Source organism: Halioxenophilus aromaticivorans, from assembly GCF_042850945.1.
Classification (GTDB): domain Bacteria; phylum Pseudomonadota; class Gammaproteobacteria; order Pseudomonadales; family Cellvibrionaceae; genus Halioxenophilus; species Halioxenophilus aromaticivorans.
In genome coordinates this window covers 996362-1019260 of record NZ_AP031496.1, presented here as the reverse complement: position 1 = coordinate 1019260, position 22899 = coordinate 996362, and the positions used below count along the sequence as shown (strand labels likewise).

Sequence of the window (22899 nt, the reverse complement as noted above, 5' to 3'; positions counted from 1 at the left end):
GGAAATTGGGCGATGACAATAAGCCAAATTGAGATAAGGAATATCAAAGGCATTTTAAACGAATGCTTTAAGGTGCAATTAAAAGCTTACAAGCCCAACCTTTTAGTTGCACCTAATGGCTTTGGCAAGAGCTCGGTCGCGACTGCATTCTCGTCGATGAATACCCAGCGAATGGATCTCGCCGATAAAGATCATCACAAGGAAGATTTAAAACTAGAGCCGGAATTGAGCATTACAGTTGACACAAACAAATTAACCGCCGACAAAACGAAAAACGAGATTCGGAAACAATTTGATGTGTTAGTAGTTAATAGCGGTCTTACCCCGAAGGCAAAAAAGCACTTCAAGGGGGCGGTATCCTCAACTATTGAAGTCAAGCCCATTACCATCTGTAAAATCCCAACTAAAGCAGAATTTTCCTATAAACCTACTGATGCTAAAACCAGCTTTGGTCAAAATGGAAAGATTTTGCACAACATCTCTGACCTATTAAAAGACTCAAGACTTTTGGATGCGATTCAGGGCGTAGATTTATCAAAATTCACCCAGGTTCGCATTCAGACAGCAGTTCAAGCCATAGTCGAAAAGGTGAACCAACAAAACGGGAGTGCAGCCGTAATATCCCAATGGATATTGGATAACTGTATTCAAGAGCTCAGAGCAGTACCAATTTTAAATAGCATCTCGGAACGATTAGTCCAGTATGGTGCTGTTGATTCTGAGATTGAGGGATTTTTCACGGCTTATCAGATCGCCAGCATACATGCAGCCGATCCTAAAATATTTTCCGCTGCAACAGACTGGCTATATTACGTTACAGTCAAAGCACATTATCAAGACTTGCTTACCAACTTCAAAAGTTCGACCTGGCAATGGGCTAAAGTTGAAGAAACCAAAAAGAAGAAAGAGCTGGTTATTAACTTCCCCAAAGCCCACCAATTATCGAACGGACAGAGAGACATCATCACGCTTGTGGTTCAGCTCCACAAAACCTTATACGAGGGCAGCAAAAAACCGCTCATATTGGTCATCGATGAGGTATTTGATTACTTGGATGACGCTAATCTAGTAGCCTTCCAATACTACGTCACTTCAATCATTGAAGAATACAAAGCGCGTAACCAAGTAATTTATCCAATAATACTGACACACCTAGACCCCGGCGTATTCTTTGATTTCTGCTTCAATAAACACAAGATCCAGATAAATTACCTTCATTCAAAGAAAATAGGAAAGTCACAGGACGCACTTCACTTGATTAAGGCGAGAGATACGCAGGCAGGGGTCAAAGATCGTCTGGAGGTGTATTGGTTCCACTTTCATACAGGCCAATGCGAAATACCAGAGAATGATTGGCCAACCAACTTACCGAAAAACTGGCGGCGCTCTGAAGTATTTCACGAATATATCCTTAACGAACTCAATCGTTATCTACAACACAAAAACTACGATCCAATTGCAGTTTGCTTTGCTGTCCGTGTTGCTGTAGAGAGGCTCAGCTATGAATTGCTGACAACCGACGAAAAAAGAAGCGAATTTCTTGATACCAAAAAGACCAAGAACAAAATGGAGTTCGTGGCCAGCACGGGTATTGATATTCCAGAGAGCTACTTCTTACTTGGTTTGATTTACAACACCAACCTGCACTGGAGCCAAGGCCGTGACTATGTATCACCTCTCTCATCCAAGCTAAGCCATCCAACAATTAAACGATTGATTGAACAAGTAGCGATAGATAATCAAGGGGAGCAATAGTGGGTTACCAAGCCAAATTTAAGGGATGGGATTTACTCTCTATAGAAGATCTTCTTGTCGCATATCGAAAAGCCAAAGCCGACTGCTTCTTCGAAAACACATTCCCCACTGCGATTAAGTTCGCAGAATACGAACAAGACCTGCTGGCCAACCTAAATGACCTGTTAAGCCGATTGAAGAGTAACTCAGGCTTTGAAAACGATAAAGAGCTGCTTGGGGATTTTCGATTACTACCAAAGAAGCTATCCACTGTTAGAAAGGCAGATAGTACCGAAAATGGCCATGTACATTTCTCCAAACCTGAACGGGCAGTCGAAAGCCTATTCAAAAATTACAATATAACGCCTGAATTCCGGATTGTGGGGGACTTTCCGGTTGATGCCCACATCATCTCAGCCTTGTGGATCAATATGATTGGCCACCAGTTTGATGCCAAGCTCGACGACAGCTGCTATGGTGCTCGGCTAAAGCGCATCCGGAACGATGAACTATTCGCAGAGGACGATGAAAAGCCGTTTCATATCAGTTCCATTGGATCATTTGTGCCGTATTTTCAGCCATATCAAAAGTGGCGAAGCGATGGTTTAAAGGCCATTCGTGATGAGCTGGAAAAAGATCGCGACGTTATTGCGGTTTCTCTCGACTTGAAGAGCTACTACCACTTTATTGACCCGACGGCGATTTCTGGTAAAGCGTTACTTGAAGCACTTGATCTGAAGCTGACAGATGAAGAGAAGGTCTTTACCGAACAACTCGCAAGTTTTCTATGCGCCTGGGCTAAGGGTGCTGAAAAATTCGGCCAATCCGTTGGGGGCAAGAAAGCCAAGATAAGCGGAGGATTAGTGATAGGTCTGACGTGCAGCCGTGTTATTTCCAATGCTTTGCTTCACAGGTGGGACAAGCTTGTTCTGGAGAAATTAGCGCCAATTCACTATGGCCGCTACGTAGATGATATGTTCCTGGTACTGCGTGATACGGGCACGATCACCAATAGCCTGGATCTGATGAACATGGTTCAGTCTCGAATAGGTGAAAGTTACATTTCACAGAACGCCAAGAACGATAAGGTTTGGGAGATTAACCAGGGTTCGGACGTCCAAGGCGAGACCAGAATATCGCTCCAGTCTGACAAACAAAAACTATTTGTATTGCAAGGGCGCGCCGGCCTCGACCTGCTGGACAGTATCGAAAAGGAGATATACGAACTGTCCAGCGAGCACCGTTTGATGCCATCGCCAGATCAATTAGAGCACTCGACGGCAGCCAAGGTGCTCTCTGCTGCCGGAAGCGTGGGCGAAAATGCAGATACTTTGCGTCGAGCTGATGGCCTGACCATTCGTCGGTTAGGATGGTCACTACAGCTGCGTCACGTAGAAACCCTGGCTCGGGATCTGCCACCAAATCAATGGAAGGAGCAGCGCGAGGAATTTTATCAGTTTGCCCATAACCATATCTTACGGGCAGACAATCTCTTTGCTCATTTTACCTACTTACCAAGACTGCTCGGCTTTGCAATCAGCATGAATGAGTGGGAGCAGGCTGAGCAAATAGCAGTGAAGTCCTATCGAGCAATTGATGCCTTAGCTTCTGAGGTCGACAGAGGAAAAACAGTTCGCATTAACGGATGCGATGCCAAAGTATTAAAAGATCTTTGGGGTTATATCAAAGGTACTTTAACTTGGCTTTTTATTGATGCAGCCACACGCTACCATGATCCCAGCAAGCTATTTCTGGGTGAACGATCAAGCAAGAAGAAGCGTTTAGCAGATCTCTTTCTGAATCAAATTGTGGCAACTCTGACTGATTTTGAGGCGCTGCTGGATCTGCGCTTTGATGTGGCTGATTTCGAGAATAAAGCACCGCTTGTTGCGTCAGCAGATCTTGCGAAAGAGGCTTACAAGTACATTTTGAATAGCCAGTCTGCTGAGGAGCTCGTTGGCAAACGTGATACTAAGAAAGAGAAGAAAATTCTGAAGTTGCTCGGCAGCGCCGAGCTTCTCGACGTGGAAATATTTGAACAGTTTATCAACTCTACACGCAAAACCAGATTAGGCAAGGTAACCAGAGGGCAGAAGAAAAATGACAGCTACCTGCCTTATCTTTTCCCCACTCGACCTCTATCTCCGGCTGAAATATCGGAATTAGCCCCCGAGTGCGTTGGCTTGCCATCCGCTTCAGGCAAAACTCCAGCCTTCTGCCCAGCAGTAACATGGGCTAAATATACGCAAGTTTTGCGTGGCGTTTGGATAAAACCCACTCTTCTGGCAGCGGAACAAGACGCCAACGATAAGAAAGCAAAACGACGCAAAAAGTATCTGAAAATTGGCACTGACAGTAAAGACAAGGTGGTGGTTGCATTAACCAACCTGCGTACCGAGGACAGCGATTGGGCGGCTACCGCATGTAATAAGCCGAATTTAAGCCGCAAGCGTTACCAGAAAATATCCAAATTGGTTAACGATGTATTAAAGCTTAATCCGAGGCCGGATTACGTCCTTTTCCCTGAGCTTTCAATCCCGTTGCGCTGGCTGAACAGCATTGCAGCCAGACTTAGTGCGGCGGGTATTAGTTTAATTGCAGGAACGGAGTATCGGCATAGCGAAGGAAACAAGATTCTAAGTGAGGCCGCTCTGGTTTTGGCAGATAACCGACTCGGCTATCCAACCTTTGTAAAAATATGGCAACCCAAGCTTGAGCCAGCCGTTGGCGAAGACAAAGACCTCACGGTGAAATTTGGCAAGGAGTGGGATCTTTCTAAAAAATCACCGAAGCCAATTTATATTCACAACGGCGTTAACTTTGGTGTCATGGTTTGCTCAGAACTGCAAAACAGCAAATCACGGATTCGCTTCCAAGGTGCTGTTGATGCCCTTATGGTGCTCAGTTGGAATAGAGATCTGGATACTTTCGCATCCCTGATCGAATCCGCTGCACTGGATGTTCATGCTTACACTATATTGGTAAACAACCGGAAGTATGGCGATAGCCGCGTTCGATCACCAGCCAAAGAGAGCTTCCTGAGGGATATTGCCAGACTTAGAGGTGGGGACAATGACTTCGTGGTTGCTGCGACCTTGGATATTGCAGCACTCAGAGGATTTCAAAGTCGCGCTAAACGCTGGCCAGAAGAAGGCGACAAATTTAAACCTGTGCCCGAAGGATTTAGAATATTGGGCGACAGACGAAAGCTGCCGCCCAAGTAGTAAGATTCTTCTGAGGCTAATTCACCAGCTTTAAACTTGGTCGCTTATTGTGAGAGATATTACCGTGTGATCTTCCGCTCAAGACGTTCAACATCAAACCAAAAGTAAGCTCGTCCAGCTCCTCTGGCTGGATGAGTAGTTCTCTCGCAACATCGGCTTTGGAAATGCCGTCCTCTCGCAAGCTAGCAAATACCTTTTTGAGCACTTGCGATGTTTCAAAAGGTGACGGCTCCGGCTCATGATCCCGCCCTAGTTTGGCCAAATCAATGCATAGCGTTCGATAGCTCCAGTCGGTTGTCAGGTTGAGCGAGTGAAGCCGGTAGTTAAGTGCCGCAGCAGACACATTCCAGTACTTTTTATGGGAGATGAGGCTTTTTAAGGTTGCCGACCTCGGCGCATTGGCCAGAACACTCCTGCGTGGCATTAAAAAGGCCGACGCGAAGGCATTGGCCTCTTTCTCCGCTTCTTGCCCTTGGGGAGCACCGTGACGATGCATAACCAAATGGCCGAGTTCATGTGCCGCATCAAAGCGGCAACGTTCCGCTGTTTTCTTGGTGTTGAGAAACACAAAAGGAATGTCGCCATACCACATGGAAAAGGCGTCAACTTCTCTGGCATCAACAGATAGCGAGAAGACACGCACACCCTTAGCTTCAAGCAATGCGATCATGTTTTTGATTGGAAGTTCACCTAAATCCCAGTAGCGGCGGAGCATTTCTGCGGCCGCTTCCGGGTCATTGCCATGCCCCCCGCTTGGGTATTGGTCTCCTTCAGACGATTGCTGGCCTTTATCCTTTTTTGCCCTTTCACCCAAAGAGATTCTGTAATCCTCTGGAAAATCCGGCGCAGGCAAATCAAACTTATTCTCAATCCATTGGTTCAAAAGTAACGCAACAGATCCCGCAGAAAGCGCAATGTCTCTTTGGGCAGCAGTCATTTTGGTAAGCGCACGAAAGCTAGCCACCTCAACAGGTAGCTCTTCTACGTCATCAGCAAAGAAAAATTCGACCGGAAAACGAAGTGCGTTCGCGATCTTTTCAATAGTCTGGCTTTCAGGCACGGTTTGACCGCTCTCATAAGCAGTAATCGACCGATCTGTTACACCCACTTCTTTCGCCAATGCCCGCTTTGTTAGCCCTCGGCGCTTTCGCGCGAGAGCAAAACGAGTATTGTTAAACATGTTATGCCTTCTTCTTGATAGGTACTTCTATATCCGGCAAATCAGGTGCTTGAATTTCGATTGAATCATCATCCAACGGCATGCTCGGTAAAATAATGCGCTCTTTCCAGCCATTGATTTTGCCATTAGATATGCTCGATGGCAGTGAGAGCTCGCAACGCACCTCATCAGTACCCAAGTGCATCAGCAATACCCACGTTGTAAGGCCTTGAACATCTTCAATTGCAGGTAATAGCTCACTGAACATGTCCAGCTGATTGTTTGTTTCAACGGCCTCAGCCGTGTTCACACCCTTAGGGCACTTATTTGAAGGCGTCGCTCCGATCATGCCGGTTGCTTCATCGCCAGTAGTAACGACAATGGCCAAACCTGCTTTCTGGTTTACCGATAGTTCGTAGTTGCCTTTATCCTCTTTAACCCAACCATGGGATATAAGCTGCTCTCTCAATACTGCAACGACTTCTGCCCACATGATGATTCCGCGAGCGATTCGTGGGTGATTGCTCGTGGTGCGTGACCGTGCAAGGTAACCTTGCCATACAGACTCTGTAAGCGCTGCCATCGGGATACCCAGCTGGGATAACCGATCCAGGGCATTTTCTTCAGTGTGTAGTTGGTCGTTCATTCAGTCTTCTCCGGGATGAAGCTTGAGTCTTCCGGTTTTTATACCTCAAATGAGGAGGAAAAACAAGAAGAGCATCCATCCTCCCCTCTGAATCTACTGGTAGATTACCCGGCTCCCACTTGAAACACCCCGTAGGCGGTCTGAATGGCATTCTTCAGCACCCACTTGGGCAGTCCTGTTTCCTCCTTTAGTACCCGAAACGCCTCTTTGCGGGACTGGGTGTGGTCGGCATAGCGGTCATCAATAAAGAACTGGAGCGCGGCAGTTTGGGCGCGGTACCGATTCACCAAGGATGTCTGGTATCGATGAGCCTGATAACGATCAACAATTCGACGAACAAGACTAGGAAAGCGGTATTCAAGATATCCTGGTGAAACCTGTGCGAATCGTGCCGCCTGTTTCAAGCTCGGTGGAATTTGCTGCTCCTCCAGATATGCAACCAGTTTTCGGTATACATGCTTGTGATTTCGCACTGTCTTCTTCCTGCGTTTCAGGTGCTCAGGCAAAGACTGAATGTTGAGTACGTCATATGACAACCTGTAGGCTGTACCGGAGCAGGTTAGCAACTCGTAAAGCGACATGTTCATCAGGTAAGCAAGGCGCCGGAGACTAATCAGGCGACAATTGCCTTTCCAATTGCGCCCGAACTCCCGAAGCAACTCTCGTAGTTCGCCGGTAAGATGGGAGTTTTCCCGTCCATGGTCAGCCGATGCGGCCATTGACCGAATAAACCAACATGCATCAAACCAACCATTGACCGTCATCCCTGGCCTTGCCGCCTTTTCAAAAATTTCCTGTACGTCATGGGATGGGCATTCCCATGATGGCTGAATATCCTTTGTTGAGAGAGCTATCCGTCGATTGAACAGCGGCTCACCACATTCAGCACAATAGCCAACGGGATGCTTTGCCTTGAGGGAATGCTGTGTGCTTCCGCAAAATTCACAGCATTCACTTAATCGCACGCGATGAACCGGACAATGACTAACCGCTGTCATATGCCACAGCTGCTTGAAGTAGAGTGGCGCATCAATACGCGCCATTTCGGCCAAGCATTCAGGGCACCAACGAAAAGTCCCAATTTCAGTGCTGATGCAGTACACCTGGCTGTCTAGAAATCGCAGGGGCTCACAGCTCATATCCCGCCCCGTAAACTCCGCGAGTCGATCGCGCAACTCCCAAGTAAACTGATTTACCCTCGCCAGAGTAGCTATGCCATGCTTACCGGCAATGCTTCTTGGTTTAGTCTTCTGGCTACACCCGCCAAACTCATGAATCACCTGTAGCAGCACACCACCCGAAGCACCATGAGCGTAGGCGCTGCGAAGCAGGTATGACGGCAGCGACTCGACGTCCGCAGTGCCCTGACCCTGCATGGGAATCGGAAACAATCTCCACGTAAGCATGATGCGGCCTCCTTATAACCGATTTCCAGCATCGTAGCGCTTCGGTTTACGTTGAAATGGCTTCCCGGAAGCTTTGCTCTTGGCGATCGGAGTTTGGGTCATAACCACTTCTTCAAGAACCATGCAAGGCTCACTCCCAAGCAGTCGCTCGCCATCCCAGATCTCCATTGCTGCTGTAACAAGTTGATTTGGGGATTTCAGTCCTCGCTGGATATGAGATAAGTTGATTTTTTTGTGTTCTAGCGCAGCATAAACTGAAGCTCGGTACAAAATTGCCCTAACAGATCCTATGCAACCAAAGCTTCCTTTGTAGAGTATCTCCGCGCAATTTCTTAATGACCCTAGCGGTGCGGCAAGGTCCAGATTGGAGCCATAGTTATCCAGTATCCAGATAAACTCCTTCAGATCATCATCAGTATTGCGATATCGCGCTAAATGCACATCATGTTTACGATTTTCGAGATGTCCCGAATAATTTATTGACTGCAATACTGGGTAAGTTCCACAAATAACAAGGACTACACTGGCTTTTTTGGCAAGATTTTTTATTGCATCCATTACACCAGAAGCTGCTAAGACATCTTTCCCGGCATACCGAACATGCTGAGCCTCGTCCAACACCCAAAACAAGGTATTCATATTTTTAAGCGATTCAACCAGCGCCTGAGCAAGCACCACTTCTGTTGCACGTTCGCTCCTTTTACTCTTTGTGAAATCTGACCAACCCCCAGAATTTCTTGTTGAATAAATCGGATGTTGAATTAGTTCTAGCATATCCAGCAGAAATGCTTTGTAGCTAAATGCTGCCTTGCCACCGTTATTGTCTATTTCAAGCAGCACAAATGGCATCTCATTCTGGTTCTGCTTGGGGTTGCCGCAGATCGCATTTCTTAGCTCTAGGAGCATCGACGACTTTCCTGCGCGAGACGGCCCATAGATACAAATAACTTCGCCAGGCATCGCTGTCGTCATTAGTATGTACGCTTCAGCCAACGCCTGCTTCCAGTTTCGATGCGGAATTTTGAAGTTGAGGTTCGTCACGCGGGTTATATCGATGTTATTCAACTCATCCATGATCAGGCACTCCATTGCTGAATGTTGATGGGGCGCACTGTGGCGTTGGCTAATTGGCTGAATAGATTCTCGGTGTTATCTGGCTCACCCTCGGGAATGGGCACCTCTAATACCGGGGTGGTTTTGGTCTGCTCCTTGAACTCATCCAGTTCACGAATCTTTCTGGCCAACTCCAGATCATGTTGCTCACTGATTTTTTCTCTGAGGCCAAACGCCTCATGCTTGATCATGCCTTCCACAAGCTGGTGAACTGCACATTTAGCTGAATATGCGTTGATGCTGGAGCTATAGCAGGGCTCCCATTTATCCTCTACCCGCGCAAAAATCAGGTTGGGATTCTCCGGGTCGAGCCGCACATCCACCTTTTTCTTGCGACCATTCAGCTTGCGTAGTGCCGGGGAGTAGTACCAAGTGTTTTTTATGTTGATGCCACGCTGGTAACTAAAGCTGTACTTCTTAGTTTCCACAGCAGTCACGGTGATGAACTCAGAATCGTAGTTAATGGATTTGGCATAGAAGGGATACAGCTCGGCCCCCTCCATAAAGGCGACCTCGATTGAATTGGCTCCCGTTCCCCGGCATTTGTTTTCGCGCCATTCACAAAATGCCCAAAGTTCCTGATAGAAGTCCACCGGCTGGAGTATCGCGGCCTTCTTCGGTGCCTTGCTGCCATCGACGGAGCGCACTTCTTTGTAATCAGCCAGGTTGCCGGGGCGCTGGCATAGCCACTGCTTCACAAACTCACCAAAGAAGCCCTCCATTTCCCCGCCAAATTGCGGGTATCCAGACGGACGCAGGCTGAGTATCAAGCCGTAGTGGGCCATGAAGGATGCCAGGTATACCGACTTAAAGTCTGGCCCTCGGTCTACGATGATTTCTCTCGGCAGTTTGCCGTGTCTGCGCACACAATCACGCATGACTTTGGCTACAGACCGACGCGATGGGGAGCTGAACGAGATGGATAACCCCAGAATTTTGGACGTGGCAAGATCCACCATGGCCGTTACCCAAGGACGCTCTACATAGACTTCACCCGTGCGGGTAAACACCACGAGATAAATATCGGCAAGGTAGTGGTCAATTGCCGCCCTTTGCCAGGGAATACTGGCCTTTAACCCGCGCTTTTCTGGGTCAGTTGGTGCACCCATCGCATTGCGCTTGCGCTTACCACCTCTGGCTTCGCCAATCACTTCACCGGGGATCTGCTCAAGACGGGTCGTAAAGGTTTGGCGCGAGACAGGTCGAAACTGCGGGTGAGTATCCAGCGCCAGGGATTTGTAGCGCATGTACCCCCTGTATATGGATAAGCCCTGCTCGTGAATGTAAGTGCCCATTAGGAACTCCATTAAGAGCTCATCGACGACTGCGGGAATCTTGCGGTTACGGTTTCCGCGAAGATGTATCATCGGGATCAGCGACTGAAATTCAGTCAGGTTATTCTCCTGCCCGATTCTGAGTTGATGCTTCCAGCGGCGGATGCTTCGACTAGAGCGCTCGGATTTTATTTTGTCTAACCTGGTGATAGCTTTCTCAGCGGCCTCTAAGGTCGGTATCAGCGTTAAGTCACTGTGCTCAGACAATCCATCCCAGTACACCCGTTGCTTGTTACGCAGCTCAATGGCGTGTTCAAGCATGTCTTCATTCAAAGAAACCAGACAGTTTCTGCAATCGGCTAACCGGTGCTGCTTCAAATCGGCGGCCAACAGCCCTCGATCAATGGCGTGGATGAGCGGCGTCATATCTTTGAGCTTTAACTTTTCCCTTAGATCATGAAGCGTCATCGCAAATGCATTGTGCATTAGCTTGGTTAATCGCTCCTCATCCAGAACCAACTCGGTTTCGTGCGTTCTGGACAGGAGCAACTGATCCAGATTCTCAACCAGAAATCGATCCTCTTGGCTGTACACATACACCACATGCTCAAGACCCATTTCGGCAAAGGCTTTCCGTGCAGGCTCAAACACAATTTCACCCGACTCATAGCGTTTCCAGTCTTCTGCTTTGCTGACAAGAAAGTCGTCCACCTCGGTAGAGGCTTTTACCTCAACGACCTTCGGGCCATTTCGGGTGAGGATCAGGGCATCTGGGGTGTAGCCTGCCCAGCGTTTGATGCCGTTCTTGATGGTCTGTTGTATCTGTATTGGATCAGGCTGATCCAAGGCGCAAATAACGTCATCGTCGAACTCGCACAGGGTCAAGAACGAGCGTTCCGGTGAGCGGCTCTCAGTGGAGTAGGTTTTGCCATTTAGTTTTCGGCTTGGCACAAAGGAAATCACATTGCTTTGCGCATGAGCTCCCACCATCCTTGATGGATTGATCCAGCTCTGGCGAATGTAGTCGATGGCAGCCAGCGACAGGTTGTGGCCGCTACGATAGAGGTAGTCGTGTAATTCATTTTCAGTATGCATAGGTATCCCCTTGCCAGGGCCGGATGCGAGTTTCTCTGGGCGCAACCAAGCCTCGAACATGATTTCGTGAAGTTGAGGGCTTGACGGTCGGGGACTTGAGAGAGATACTTTGGTCACGACACCGGAGTAACTACTCCCGAAGAAGCCGAAAGCAAGCCATTGTTTTCGGTTTTTTTGTTTCTATATCATGGATTTAGCTCCTCTTTTGGTTAGCGCTGTTACCTGTTCGCCCCGCCAAGGCGCAGGGCATTGGTCATAATGGCCAATTCTTCCCCACTCAAAGAACCAAGCCTCTGTCTGAGTTCCCACAAAAAGGCATACTCCTCCAGGCTGACGCTTTCCGGGACACGGAAAACGCGCTCAGATGGGCCAATGGAAGATGTCAGGGAATCGGCTTCTTCAGGGGAAAGTTCGAGTGCTTCTATCAGCTTGTGCATGACGGCTTTTGAAGGTGGTCCCTTCTTGCCGCCTTCCATTGCGGAGATATAGCAAGGCTGAACGCCAATACGTTCTGCCAGCTCACGCTGCTGGAGTTTTCGGCTACGCCGTAATTGTGAGAGGACTTTACCAAACGGTGTCATCACTTCACTCGATCCAGTAATTTTTTAAAAAGATTATTGGATCAAATAGAGCGAGTAAAGAATAATAGAGATAATTTCTCTATATTTTTCAATATGTTAATAAATATTGCAGTTTCTCAGCTGGAACCGCTTCAAAGTGCAATTTATATTGCACTTTCGGCTGCAAAATTTCAGATTGACGGTATACCTTTTGAAAAGTCAGACACTCTCGCTTCTGGTCACGTATCTTCCATGAAGCCTATAAATTAATAGCTGATAGCGTCAGAATTTAGTGTTGCGGCCGAGGAGTTAGAGATGGCAATGGATTCAAAGGTCACCCACGAGGTTGCCAAAAAGCTGTTTGATAAAATAGCTGATGAATGGGCATTAACAGAATCAGAGAAGCGCTCGCTGCTGAATACCGAATTGACGGATGATCTCAACATTCCCATGCCAGATCTTTATAAGATTTCAGCACTCATTGGGATTTATGAGTCTCTTCAAGTGCTCCTGGGTGGCGAGCAAGCCCGCCGTTCCTGGATAAGAAAACCAAACAGTGAATGGGATGGTGCGTCTGCATTGGATATTATGAGTACTGGTAACTTTGAGGATATTGAGAAGGTCAATAGATACCTCAAATCGTGGCGAGAGCAGAGCAATTTTTAGCCTTAATAAAGGCCAAGATATGGTTACAAAATGCGGACAGGTTATGATTGCAGCATCACCAGCCATAACGCTGGTTAGAGCACCCGACTCTACTCTGTATAAGACAAGGTAGGTCCACTCTTGAAGTCTGTGAAGGCCCACCGTATTCAAGCCGATGCCCGATATTGTGCTGGGAACCACTTCCTACAAACAGCGATTCCTGTATCCGGCGTTATCGGGCCTTATCGGTAAGTTACAGCCCTGTTTTTGTCGTGGCCGCCTACAAAAGGGGCGCGTCTTGATGGGCTCATCAGGCCTAGACAATTTCTTGAACTTTTGATCAACTGCCGTTAAGTTGGCGATAGCACAAATACAGCGGCACATATGGCTAAAAACTTTTGAGGGATATGTGGCTAACGGGCTTTTTTGCTAGCGGTAAAATGTTAATGAAACCAGTGAATATTGATCCTCAATGGCTAGGCCCCGCTTACCTTCTTGTAGATATACGACAGATGGAGCAGTCGCAAGTCATATATAAAATTGGTATGCGTAAGAGAAACGATGTTCAAAGCTAAAATCGCAAATTATTTCGGCACAGGCAGTGAGGTAAAGCACTACCAAGATGGATCTTGGTGCTTATGCCTAATAAAGATGAAACTAGGGAAGTACCGCGTAGAACTTGAGCAGAATCCCTCGATCTTGTGGAATGCCGAACAGCCCCAAGGGTTTGTTGAAACTACGTGTATTTCAGTAGCAGGAGTGAAAACGTTCTCCGAAGGTCAGTCGGTAGTACTCGATATATGTTATTTGTTGTCTTTGGCATCAATGTCACAAGTCACGCCTTATCACTTTGAGTTTCGTGGCAGCGCTAAATCTTTGTCGGCGGTTGGGCAATCAATGCGATATCGTCCGCTGCTTGAAATTCACGATGGTTCAGTCGTGAAGTCATATTTGGAGAAAGTGTGGCCAAACTATCGAAAATTAAAGAGATCTAGGAAGTTACCTGAAGTAATCGACATGCTAACAACTTGCGAGCTTCCTGGCTTACCGCTTGAGATCCAGCTTGGGCAAATGTTCGTGATATTAGAAAACTTAAAAGGTACTTTTGCCAAATACTCTGGCATTCCATTTGTAGCTGGCTTCTTTCGTGAGATAAGCAACCCTCCCAAGACTAATACAAAGAAAGAAAAGCAACTTTCATTCAATGATTTACTAACAAAAATGCTTGCAGCCGAAGGAATGAAACCGAAGCTCAAACGAATAATCAGGTTGCGGAACGAAATCATTCACTTCGGCTTATCAAGAAAACCCTACGAGTCATTAATCAAGAATTACGATTATTGTCACGATGTAGTGCGTGAATACCTCTTACGTTTGCTCGGTTATTCCGGAGAATATCTTGTATATAGCAAGGCTTGCAGAACGACTTTACGCTTGTGAATCGCATAACAATTAGCTCCACTGGACAATATACTCGCTGCGCTCGAATTTTGCAGGTACGCTGGACGTTAGGTTTGCGAGCTTAAGATCATGGAAACGAATATGGAAATAGAAACAGTATTAAAGGTTATAGTTTCTGGCGTTGCGTTATTTGGAATCTGGAAGTTTTTTTATCAAATAAAGTCATGGAAGAAGTCATACTTCCGTGATGAGTATAAATTTTCAAAAGAGTTTTTGGGTGATATTGATAATAAAGAGATAAATCTTCATCCATATTCTGTCGAAAAAGGCTATCAAGCAATTGCTGGAACAGATACGGTTAAGGCACAAGAAGTAGAATACATACTTTCCCTAGAAGACCCTTTGCAGTGCCTGGATGACTATATTTTATCCAGGCAGTTAATGGAAAAAATTGATACGAAAGGGGATCTTAAAGTGAGGTTCAAAAAGAGGTACTCCTTTAAGCTGTACCGAACGTGGCTTAAAGCCATGTACACGTTTTTCTATATCTTTTTTGCATTTCTCGCCATATCACCGTTTTTGGCTCAAGATTACTTCGGTATACCTGTCTTCAAAATGTTCACGTATTTAGTATTCACTCTACCTTTTGGTGGCATTTATGCATGGGCGGCTTTAAATGCATTCTCAAAAATTAGGCGAGGTGAGCATTTAGTCTGTAACCAGAGCCAGCATACTCAAAGGGTTATACTTAAAACCTAACAAATTTCTGCACGCGTAGCTCCCGGAGACAGGCACAGCTTATCCCGACGTTTCGCTTGTGTGATAGAGCTCATAATATTTCACTCCCCGGGACAGGCACTCTTAAACATTAAAGGCACTCCCAGGGACAAGGCACTATTAAACATTAATACCGTATAATGCCTATATAGAGAAAGGAATCGCCTATGGCGGCACAAAAACATAAATTTCTGTGGTTATTCGTCGTTCTAGTAAGCTGCTCAACATTCGCAGCCCAGCCAGCTCTGGAAGTAAAACTCCTCGGGAAAACTCCTCGGGGACAGGCACAATGAATTACTTTTTCGAGTTGGCACTCCCCGGGGACAGGCACTATTAAACATTAATACCGTATAAAGCCTATATAGAGAAAGGATGAATCGCCTATGGCGGCACAAAAACATCAATTTCTGTGGTTATTCGTCGTTCTAGTAAGCTGCTCCACATTCGCAGCCCAGCCAGCACTGGAAGTAAACAACCCTATCAGCGATTGTCTCTATATAACAAATCAGAGCATACGAGATAAAAGCGGCACCCTGCACTTGGCAGCTAGACTTGATTTTAAAAAGCCGATTGGGTATTGCGGATGCAAATCAGCAATGGTGAGTTATCACACCTACATCGTGGAAAACGAATTGGCCCGCCGAATTAATGCAGGCACCTTCAATTCCTTGGATAGTCGCATCGATACTATTGAGCTGGCCAAACTAAACGATGCTAAAGAAGACCAAACACTAAAACTTTTGTTTGGCTGTGCAGTAAACGAATAACCAGATGCTGACAGAAGGTCGCCACCAGACTGGATCAGCCTAATATCCCAGACACATCTCTTCCACATCCTTTATGACTCTGTGAGGCAAGGTTAATATAGGATCACGCCCTATAAAATCGGAAATATTACTATTTCAGCTCCCAAAACCAAATTTCTTTGGATTGAAAATAACAATTTGAGTTACATACCGAAACCGCATTATGAACTTCTATAAGATCAATATGACCGCCGCCGTAACCAGCAATCTTCCAAAAAAGAACAATCCCTTTTCGATTCTTAACCTTCTCGACGAACTCATTGGGCTTGTAGATTTCAGGGCGGCCAAACTTTGGGTTATCCATCAGCTGATCGGCCAATAGCTTTGCACCGGGTTCAACTTTATAACCCTCATAGGCTCCTTGCTTTATTTTCAAGCGGCCCTGAAATCGGACTCCGGATTTCAACAATGCCAGACTAACCCTTGTGGCACAGGTATTTACATAACCAGAGTTTTGCTCGATTAATTTATTCTGATCATAACCTATCTCTGAATAGAGGGTCTCACCATCAACGAAATTAGCGGCCAATTCATTTGACGAGTAGTAGTTGCTTTTTAGAGTTTGATACGTTGGTCTCATTTGCGCTCCCTGCAAGGCAGACTATCTGCTAAAATATTCGTGATTAAATGTGACGCCCGCACCGCCATAAACTCTTCATTTGCTTTCGATAACTTCCGATAAAGCAACTCCTGAATGGAGCCACCTTTGACTTGGTCATATCCGCACCACATATAGCCTTCACTACTATCCAATACACCAACCAGATACATTTCTGCAAATCTTCGCTGCTTAACGTCTTTCGACATATACGCTGCCCAGAACTCGATACCCGACAAATCTCTTTGTTCGACGGGCATACGCTGCTTACTATCAAGGGGTTCTCTTAACGGTTCGGGGTTATTGGCGCTGGCGCAACTAACGGCAAAGAAGGATAGGAGGCAAACAATTAATTTGATATTTTCCATAATATTATTTATTCACACAAAGAATCGTTTCCGGCTGTCAACGGGCTTTTATAGACCACACCAGACAAACTCAATTTGGTGAACTCCCTCCCTTGTACAACACATCAACAGGATGATGCCATAGCCACAGGGCAAAATTAACGATCATTCAAGCTGTGCGGTAATGCAACGGCAGATTTGAGAACTGCGTCTCAGTTGAATCACACACTGCAGTACCACACACACTGCAGGGACACACACACTGCAGGGACAGGCACTACAAAGGGCAACTTTGGTATTGGGGCTCGCCGCTCCAGACCTTGCAGGCATTCTTGGACAAGCATTTTTTTTTAGCCTGGCTAAATCCAATCCCGAATCCCGGGGACAGGCACTATATAAATAAAGACCTAGATTCGAAATCTAAGATACAAGGTCGGAGTAACTAGCTTATTTGAGCACGGTTTTTGGCCCGACCTCTACCAACAAACTATAGATATGACCTTAAGTTAAACCAATTAGCCACATTTCACCAACTGAAGACGAATTAAGGCCTACTACTTTAACCTAGCAAGAAAGGAACAAAAGGAAGGTAGAAAAAATATAAGGCGGGTCAGGCCGAGCGGCGTATGGATGGCGGCCCTTTTGCGAAACTTGACCGGTACTTGGCCTCAAATTGTGTTGAATTTTTAAGCCAGCTTTCTGTTGAAATATTCAGCCGCAGTAAAATCGGTGGCAAGTGTTTATCGATAGCCCCTCGTTTATTTGCTAATACCGCCCTGCCCGTAAAATCGACTAACTCTAGATAATCTGGGAAATTAAAAGGTAAGCCATTTTGAGGACTGTTGGTGATTGCCTCCTCGAAAGGTTGTAATGGCTTTATCGTTAAATCAAACGCCGATAAGGCACCCAGCTCTATCTGTTCGCCAACAGATTTCTCTGTATTGAACTTTGGCCTAATACGCTCCTGGATGCTCGTATAATCTGATTGCTCTGGTGTAATAGCCATACCCGCTCTCACCGGGTTTAGATCAACATAACACATCGCGGACAGAAGGGCTTCTTGCGTTAGTAGAGCTTGGGATTTATAGCGTGACTCCCAAAAGTGCCCTGTGCATTCGTCTTCTTTATTGGCTTGCCGAGCAATGGGCTCGTTTAAGCATTTCATATACCAACCCAGATCAGCTAACCGTTTGCGGTAGACGTCTACACAATCGCTTACAGCGTTTAATTCGACTGGACTAAGATTTTGATTATCGATGTACTTTTGTACCAACGTGGGCCCTTTGAACAGGCTGGTCCATCGCGTCAATACTTCTTTATCGGACCAGCCCAAAGATTCCTCTGGGCTGAGTTTTAATACAATATGGCAGTGATTAGACATCACAGCATAGGCACTGACATCAATACTGAAAATAGAAGCGAGCAGTCGGATCCTATCTTCTATCCAATTACGACGATGCTCGAAGCTACGACCAGTGCTATGATCCACACCACACAGGTATGTGCGCCGAACACAACGGGAAACGACATGGTAGTACGGAGTGCCTTCTATACAGACCTGTGTTTTTCTAGGGCGAGTCATGGCAATCCGTTACATGATTATACATCCAGTACTAACGCAATATACACCATGCCTAAACGAGAGCAAAAGATAACTGGTTGGCATTTTTAAAGGCACTATCAATTTTATTTTTTATCCTTGATTGTATAGATTTCCAAAGTTCAAACACTCCCATATCCGCCCCCGCCTGCTACCATCGACCCCGCTCTTCCCACACTAAACAAAGTAGATCTTTGTCTATTGGGCTGCATAGGAAAACATCAGAACATGACCTCATCAGACTTGCTGTTAGGACTACAACCTAATGCCAATCGATAGGCTTTATTACGTTTTATTTACCATTGCTATTGATTAGAAATCTAAACTGCCATTGCACTACTTTTATTTTTGCACAGCTGGGATAGCCAAGAGAAAACTACCACTAACCGTGTAAAGCGCTCACCAGCCGGAAGGCTTAGTCGTGACCTACCCGATGCCATCAAGCTGAGAATTTTGGCGCGGATTCCAAAGCCAGCAAATGAAAAGATGATGACTAACGGCGTGCCGCCCCAACTGGAATCGCCAGCAAACCTAAGGCTGTATTTCGTCTTACCATTGCAAGCCACCAAGGGCGCCCGTTTAGGATATTTCACAGAACCGACAAGAATAACACCAAGCAAAATTAGGCCAAGGAAAGGATCAAAGCCATGCAACTGTTAAGCGATGTGACCCTAATAGCACTCACCATTCTTGGCGGCACGTTTTTAATCTTATTAGCCGCTGTCATTAAGTCCGGCGCTGAGGGAGCCATTAAGCTGTGGAACGGCATAGGCGCTGTAATGGGAGCGGCCATAGGGGCTATGTGCACCTATTATTTTGCAGCAGATGAAATTGAAATGGCCAAAGTTAACCGCGACCAAGCGGTGGAGCAGGTAGTAGCTGCACGTGAAGTACTGGCTGATTTCCAAACAGAGATCAGCAATACCAATGAGAAAATTGTTTCATTAGCCAGAAGCCAAAGCCCAAATCAGCCAGCCTTGGACAACGATAGTATTCGTGCAATATCTAGAGACTTACAGGCGGTTGAAAACTTAAGCAACAGAAAAGCTGCGCAGCTGCAAACCCAAATCGATCGATTTCAAAAGATTGTCCAGACCACAGTTCCCAATTGAACAGGCATCTCAGGGACAGGTACCCGCTGGGCTGGACACCGGAGGGACAGGCACGACCAAAAAAGTCAGAATCCGACCGCAACAGGCATCTCAGGGACAGGCACCTCATGATCGGCCTCAGGGACAGGCACCTCAAGATCGGCAAAGACCGGGGACAGGCACGGCCAATCACTGCCTCAAGGACACGCACTGCCAATCAATCATTGTGGTATATCAGGGACTGGCTGCCGCTGGGCTGCCAGGTTATTGATTCGTTGATAAAACCCTACAACTATATTTTTAGCCAACCCAGTCTAAAATTAAAACCCATTTCCTTAACAAATTCTTTTCTATTCTCCCTGGCTAGGTTTGTTATCATTCTGCGGCCGCCTGCTCCGTTGAATCCGTTAACGGATCCAAACCAGGCCGGCTCCAACTGGGAAAGAATCTAGACAAACTGCACTAATACTTAGAATCTGCACAATAACAAAGGGAAACAAAACCATGGTAGGAATCAATAAATTCATTATCAACGCACTCATCGTGTTCGCCGTCGCCCTGCCGATGATGTCTGTTGCAAGAGCGGATATGCAGTTCGATTTTGCCAAATCAACGCCGGTTGGCAGCTGGCAGGTGCGTGAGGAGATCACGACCAATCACAAAGGCAAGCAAGAGCTAACCGTTATTAAAACTTCACTGCTGAGCAAAACGGAATATAACGGCGCGCCTCACTATTGGGTAGAAATGGAAATGGCCTCGTACAAACTGAAAAATGATAAGCGCAAAGCCAAGGGTAAGCCGGTAGTAATGAAGGCGCTGGTTGACGCCAGCGTGGCCAACGGTGAAGTCGCCAATGTGATGGGTAACATCAACAAGTATGGGCGCGAAATCATTTTTCAAACCGGCGACGACGCCCCTATTAGAATCGAGCAAAGTGGCTTAATTGGCCAAACCATGCTGCAAAGCTTGGGCACCAAGGTTTCCTACCAATTTTCAAAAGTAGGTGAGCAATCGTTAAAAGTCCCGGCAGGCACTATCGCCTGTACTGCCTACCAAGGCACTGGCAGCACAGAAATTAATATTGTGATTAAAAAGATAAGAGTTGATAGCGACAACGAAACTTGCCTATCCGACAAAATTCCTTTTGGCGTTGTGCAGGCAGTTGCCGATATGACCAGCAACGGCAAGCCATCGAAAACTGAATCGGTGTTAATTGAATATGGTAAAAGCGGCGCGGTATCGAAAATCACGCAAGAGCCGAAGTCGATGTAGGAGTTGTCATCATTTTTTAATTAACCTCCATAGAAATCGCAGCTGCTAGGAATACGCCAACAGTCAGGCCAGGGATATATTCAGGCATTAGTGTTAACCGTATTTTTAGCTAGCTGTTCCAAGCAGATGTTTAGCCATTACTCGGCCGATTTATTAAGAGCATGTATCTTTCCGCTGATGTAGGTGCCGCCACGGCTCAATAGTTCAGCCTCTTGCTACCCGCACCTGCGCTCTGTAGCTAACAACACTCATGATGTTGATGTAGGCATTCGATACAAATGCCATTTACGCTACTTGGTTAAAGCAGACGTGGTTGTATCGCAACCTAGCTTGCCCCCAGGGTTTCCCTATATCAACCATTCTCAAACCCACCACATTGCAGTATCCTGAACAACGTCCGTTCAAATCAGAGTGAGGCCAACCTCACCAATACCCGCAAGTTTTATGAGCTCGATATAAAAACCAATTGATTAAGGCGATAGCGGTGCCTATCAACCCGCGCAAAGCCTCGACCTGTGGAGATTTTTATGGAGCAAGACAAGGTAACAGCCAGCAGTTTTATTCGCGTTATAGAGATTTGGGTGCCGGAATCCAGCGGTGCCAACTTGGTATTAAGCAGCGCCGATTACGGTGGCCTTAAGGCGTTTAGCCAGGTCAGCGCTGAAACCAGCTTTGCCCTTGGGGAGGGTTTACCTGGCAAGGCTTGGCAAAGCCAGCGCCCGCTGGTGTTGAAAGAGTTTGAAGAAGCCACTTTTGTACGCACCGCAGCAGCGCGAGACGCCGGGCTAACCTCCGGTGTGGCGCTGCCGGTATTTATGGGCGGTGAGTGCAAAGCCGTCGTTGTGATGCTGTGCGGCGACGTGGATGCCGCCACCGGCGCTATCGAGGTGTGGCAAGATGACGGCTTAAGCGGCATGGCGCTGGTTGAGGGTTACTATGGCGCCATGGAGCGCTTTGAGTGGATCTCCAAGCAGGTTCGCTTCCCTTTGGGGGTTGGCTTACCCGGCGGCGTTTGGAAATCTCACCAGCCCACCATAATGCCAGATTTGGCCAACAGCAGCTCATTTTTGCGGGCAGCTAACGCCAAAGAAGCGGGCATCGCCACCGGCGTTGGTATTCCCTTTTACGCTCCCAGCCACGATGAAGACATCGCCGCGGTGCTGGTATTTTTGTCGGCCAAACAAACACCCCTGGCCCAGCGTTTTGAAGTTTGGCAAAAATCTACAGAGACCAACACGCTTTGGTTAGCAGCAGGCATTACCGCAGGCAGCACCACAGTGGATTCTGAGGATCACCTCAACACCATAGCGGCTGATGCAGGGCCAACTGGCCGCGCTCTGACAACAGGCGTGCCCCAACTTACTTCGGCCGCCGATCATGGCCACGGCAACACACTACTGGCCATACCCATAGAGCGCTTGGATGGCTCGCAGTGCGCAGTTGTGATGTACTTTATGAGAAGCTAGCTACACCCAAGACGGCGGCGTTGCCGTCCCACGGGTTGCGTAAAATAGACCATCGATAGCGATGGATTAAATAATGAATAAGGATGTTGCATGGCAGATGTAGCCGTGGTGTTTCATTCCGATAATGGATCCACTCAACAGTTGGCCCAGGCCGTACACCAGGGCTGCATCTCCGTCGGCGGGGTTAGCTCAGAATTATTGCAAATTACTGGCAAGGCGATTATCGAAGGCCGCTTTCGCAACCCCGAGCTCTTACAGCAATTAGAACCAGCCAAAGCCATTATTTTTGGCTCCCCCACTTACATGGGCTGCGTAAGCGCTCAGTTTAAAGCCTTTGCCGACGCCACCGGCGATTTATGGGAGCAGCAGCGCTGGGCCAATAAAATTGCTGCGGGTTTTACCATTGGCTCCAATCTAAGTGGCGACCAACTCAATACCTTGCAGTATCTGCAGGTGTTTGCCAGCCAGCATGGCATGCTTTGGGCAGGGCTGGATGTACCGGGCACGAATTCGCCCGGCGAAGGGACTACTGCAATGAAGCCACAGAACAGATTGGGCGCCCAATCCGGTTTGGTGGCGCACAGCGCTGATGGCGTGGTACACAGTGGCGATTTAGCAAGCGCCGTTTACTTGGGCCAGCGCGTGGCAAGGATCAGCCAGCAACTCGCTTTTTGATTACCCCGCT

Annotated in this window: 19 protein-coding genes; 10 read left to right on the top strand and 9 right to left on the bottom strand. The window is 47.1% G+C overall.

The window, feature by feature from the left end; translation table 11 throughout:
• Positions 1–12: 12 nt before the first annotated feature.
• Positions 13–1755, top strand: a complete 1743-nt coding sequence (locus tag ACGHM3_RS04475; RefSeq protein ID WP_345427492.1) for a hypothetical protein — start codon at positions 13–15, stop codon at positions 1753–1755.
• Complete coding sequence (locus ACGHM3_RS04470) at positions 1755–4958, top strand: RNA-directed DNA polymerase (RefSeq protein WP_345427494.1); 3204 nt, start codon at positions 1755–1757, stop codon at positions 4956–4958. The genes ACGHM3_RS04475 and ACGHM3_RS04470 overlap by 1 nt, the downstream gene beginning before the upstream one ends.
• Before the next feature lie 16 nt (positions 4959–4974).
• Here the strand turns inward: ACGHM3_RS04470 and ACGHM3_RS04465 are convergent, their stop codons facing one another.
• From ACGHM3_RS04465 to ACGHM3_RS04440, 6 genes are all read right to left on the bottom strand, one after another.
• Complete coding sequence (locus ACGHM3_RS04465; RefSeq protein WP_345427496.1) at positions 4975–6138, bottom strand: XRE family transcriptional regulator; 1164 nt, start codon at positions 6136–6138, stop codon at positions 4975–4977.
• 1 nt (position 6139) lies between these two features.
• Positions 6140–6763, bottom strand: a complete 624-nt coding sequence (locus ACGHM3_RS04460; protein ID WP_345427498.1) for a hypothetical protein — start codon at positions 6761–6763, stop codon at positions 6140–6142.
• Positions 6764–6867: 104 nt separating this feature from the next.
• On the bottom strand, positions 6868–8169 hold the full coding sequence (locus ACGHM3_RS04455) for a TniQ family protein (protein WP_345427500.1): 1302 nt from the start codon (positions 8167–8169) through the stop codon (positions 6868–6870).
• 12 nt (positions 8170–8181) lie between these two features.
• The gene (locus tag ACGHM3_RS04450; RefSeq protein ID WP_345427502.1) at positions 8182–9243 is read right to left on the bottom strand and encodes an AAA family ATPase; all 1062 of its coding nucleotides are present in this window, start codon (positions 9241–9243) and stop codon (positions 8182–8184) included.
• A 2-nt stretch (positions 9244–9245) separates the two neighbouring features.
• Entirely contained in the window at positions 9246–11651 is a 2406-nt protein-coding gene (locus ACGHM3_RS04445) for a DDE-type integrase/transposase/recombinase (RefSeq protein ID WP_345427504.1), read from the bottom strand.
• 218 nt (positions 11652–11869) lie between these two features.
• The gene (locus ACGHM3_RS04440; RefSeq protein ID WP_345427507.1) at positions 11870–12232 is read right to left on the bottom strand and encodes a helix-turn-helix transcriptional regulator; all 363 of its coding nucleotides are present in this window, start codon (positions 12230–12232) and stop codon (positions 11870–11872) included.
• Between the two features lie 294 nt (positions 12233–12526).
• Between ACGHM3_RS04440 and ACGHM3_RS04435 the strand changes: the two genes are divergently transcribed.
• The 4 genes from ACGHM3_RS04435 (at position 12527) to ACGHM3_RS04420 (ending at position 15801) form a co-directional block, all read left to right on the top strand.
• Complete coding sequence (locus ACGHM3_RS04435) at positions 12527–12877, top strand: MbcA/ParS/Xre antitoxin family protein (protein ID WP_345427509.1); 351 nt, start codon at positions 12527–12529, stop codon at positions 12875–12877.
• Between the two features lie 540 nt (positions 12878–13417).
• The gene (locus ACGHM3_RS04430) at positions 13418–14296 is read left to right on the top strand and encodes a hypothetical protein (protein WP_345427511.1); all 879 of its coding nucleotides are present in this window, start codon (positions 13418–13420) and stop codon (positions 14294–14296) included.
• 102 nt (positions 14297–14398) lie between these two features.
• Positions 14399–15016 (top strand): hypothetical protein, encoded by a 618-nt coding sequence (locus ACGHM3_RS04425; RefSeq protein WP_345427513.1) that lies wholly within the window; start codon positions 14399–14401, stop codon positions 15014–15016.
• A 401-nt stretch (positions 15017–15417) separates the two neighbouring features.
• Positions 15418–15801 carry a DUF2195 family protein gene (locus ACGHM3_RS04420; protein WP_345427515.1) on the top strand — a complete coding sequence of 128 codons (384 nt, stop codon included), beginning with the start codon at positions 15418–15420 and terminating at the stop codon, positions 15799–15801.
• Between the two features lie 130 nt (positions 15802–15931).
• Here ACGHM3_RS04420 and ACGHM3_RS04415 read toward each other — a convergent pair whose 3' ends face one another.
• The 3 genes from ACGHM3_RS04415 to ACGHM3_RS04405 form a co-directional block, all read right to left on the bottom strand.
• Positions 15932–16420, bottom strand: coding sequence for a T6SS effector amidase Tae4 family protein (locus tag ACGHM3_RS04415; protein WP_345427517.1), 489 nt, complete (start codon positions 16418–16420; stop codon positions 15932–15934).
• On the bottom strand, positions 16417–16806 hold the full coding sequence (locus ACGHM3_RS04410; protein WP_345427519.1) for a Rap1a/Tai family immunity protein: 390 nt from the start codon (positions 16804–16806) through the stop codon (positions 16417–16419). The genes ACGHM3_RS04415 and ACGHM3_RS04410 overlap by 4 nt, the downstream gene beginning before the upstream one ends.
• 589 nt (positions 16807–17395) lie before the next feature.
• Complete coding sequence (locus tag ACGHM3_RS04405; protein WP_390517765.1) at positions 17396–17791, bottom strand: hypothetical protein; 396 nt, start codon at positions 17789–17791, stop codon at positions 17396–17398.
• A 1241-nt stretch (positions 17792–19032) separates the two neighbouring features.
• Between ACGHM3_RS04405 and ACGHM3_RS04400 the strand changes: the two genes are divergently transcribed.
• The 4 genes from ACGHM3_RS04400 to ACGHM3_RS04385 all read left to right on the top strand — a co-directional run bounded on the left by ACGHM3_RS04400 (position 19033) and on the right by ACGHM3_RS04385 (position 22889).
• Positions 19033–19497, top strand: a complete 465-nt coding sequence (locus ACGHM3_RS04400; protein ID WP_345427523.1) for a hypothetical protein — start codon at positions 19033–19035, stop codon at positions 19495–19497.
• A gap of 483 nt (positions 19498–19980) precedes the next feature.
• Positions 19981–20748 (top strand): hypothetical protein, encoded by a 768-nt coding sequence (locus tag ACGHM3_RS04395; protein ID WP_345427525.1) that lies wholly within the window; start codon positions 19981–19983, stop codon positions 20746–20748.
• Positions 20749–21275: 527 nt separating this feature from the next.
• Entirely contained in the window at positions 21276–22214 is a 939-nt protein-coding gene (locus ACGHM3_RS04390; protein ID WP_345427527.1) for a GAF domain-containing protein, read from the top strand.
• A gap of 90 nt (positions 22215–22304) precedes the next feature.
• The gene (locus ACGHM3_RS04385; protein WP_345427529.1) at positions 22305–22889 is read left to right on the top strand and encodes a flavodoxin family protein; all 585 of its coding nucleotides are present in this window, start codon (positions 22305–22307) and stop codon (positions 22887–22889) included.
• The last annotated feature ends 10 nt before the right edge of the window (positions 22890–22899 follow it).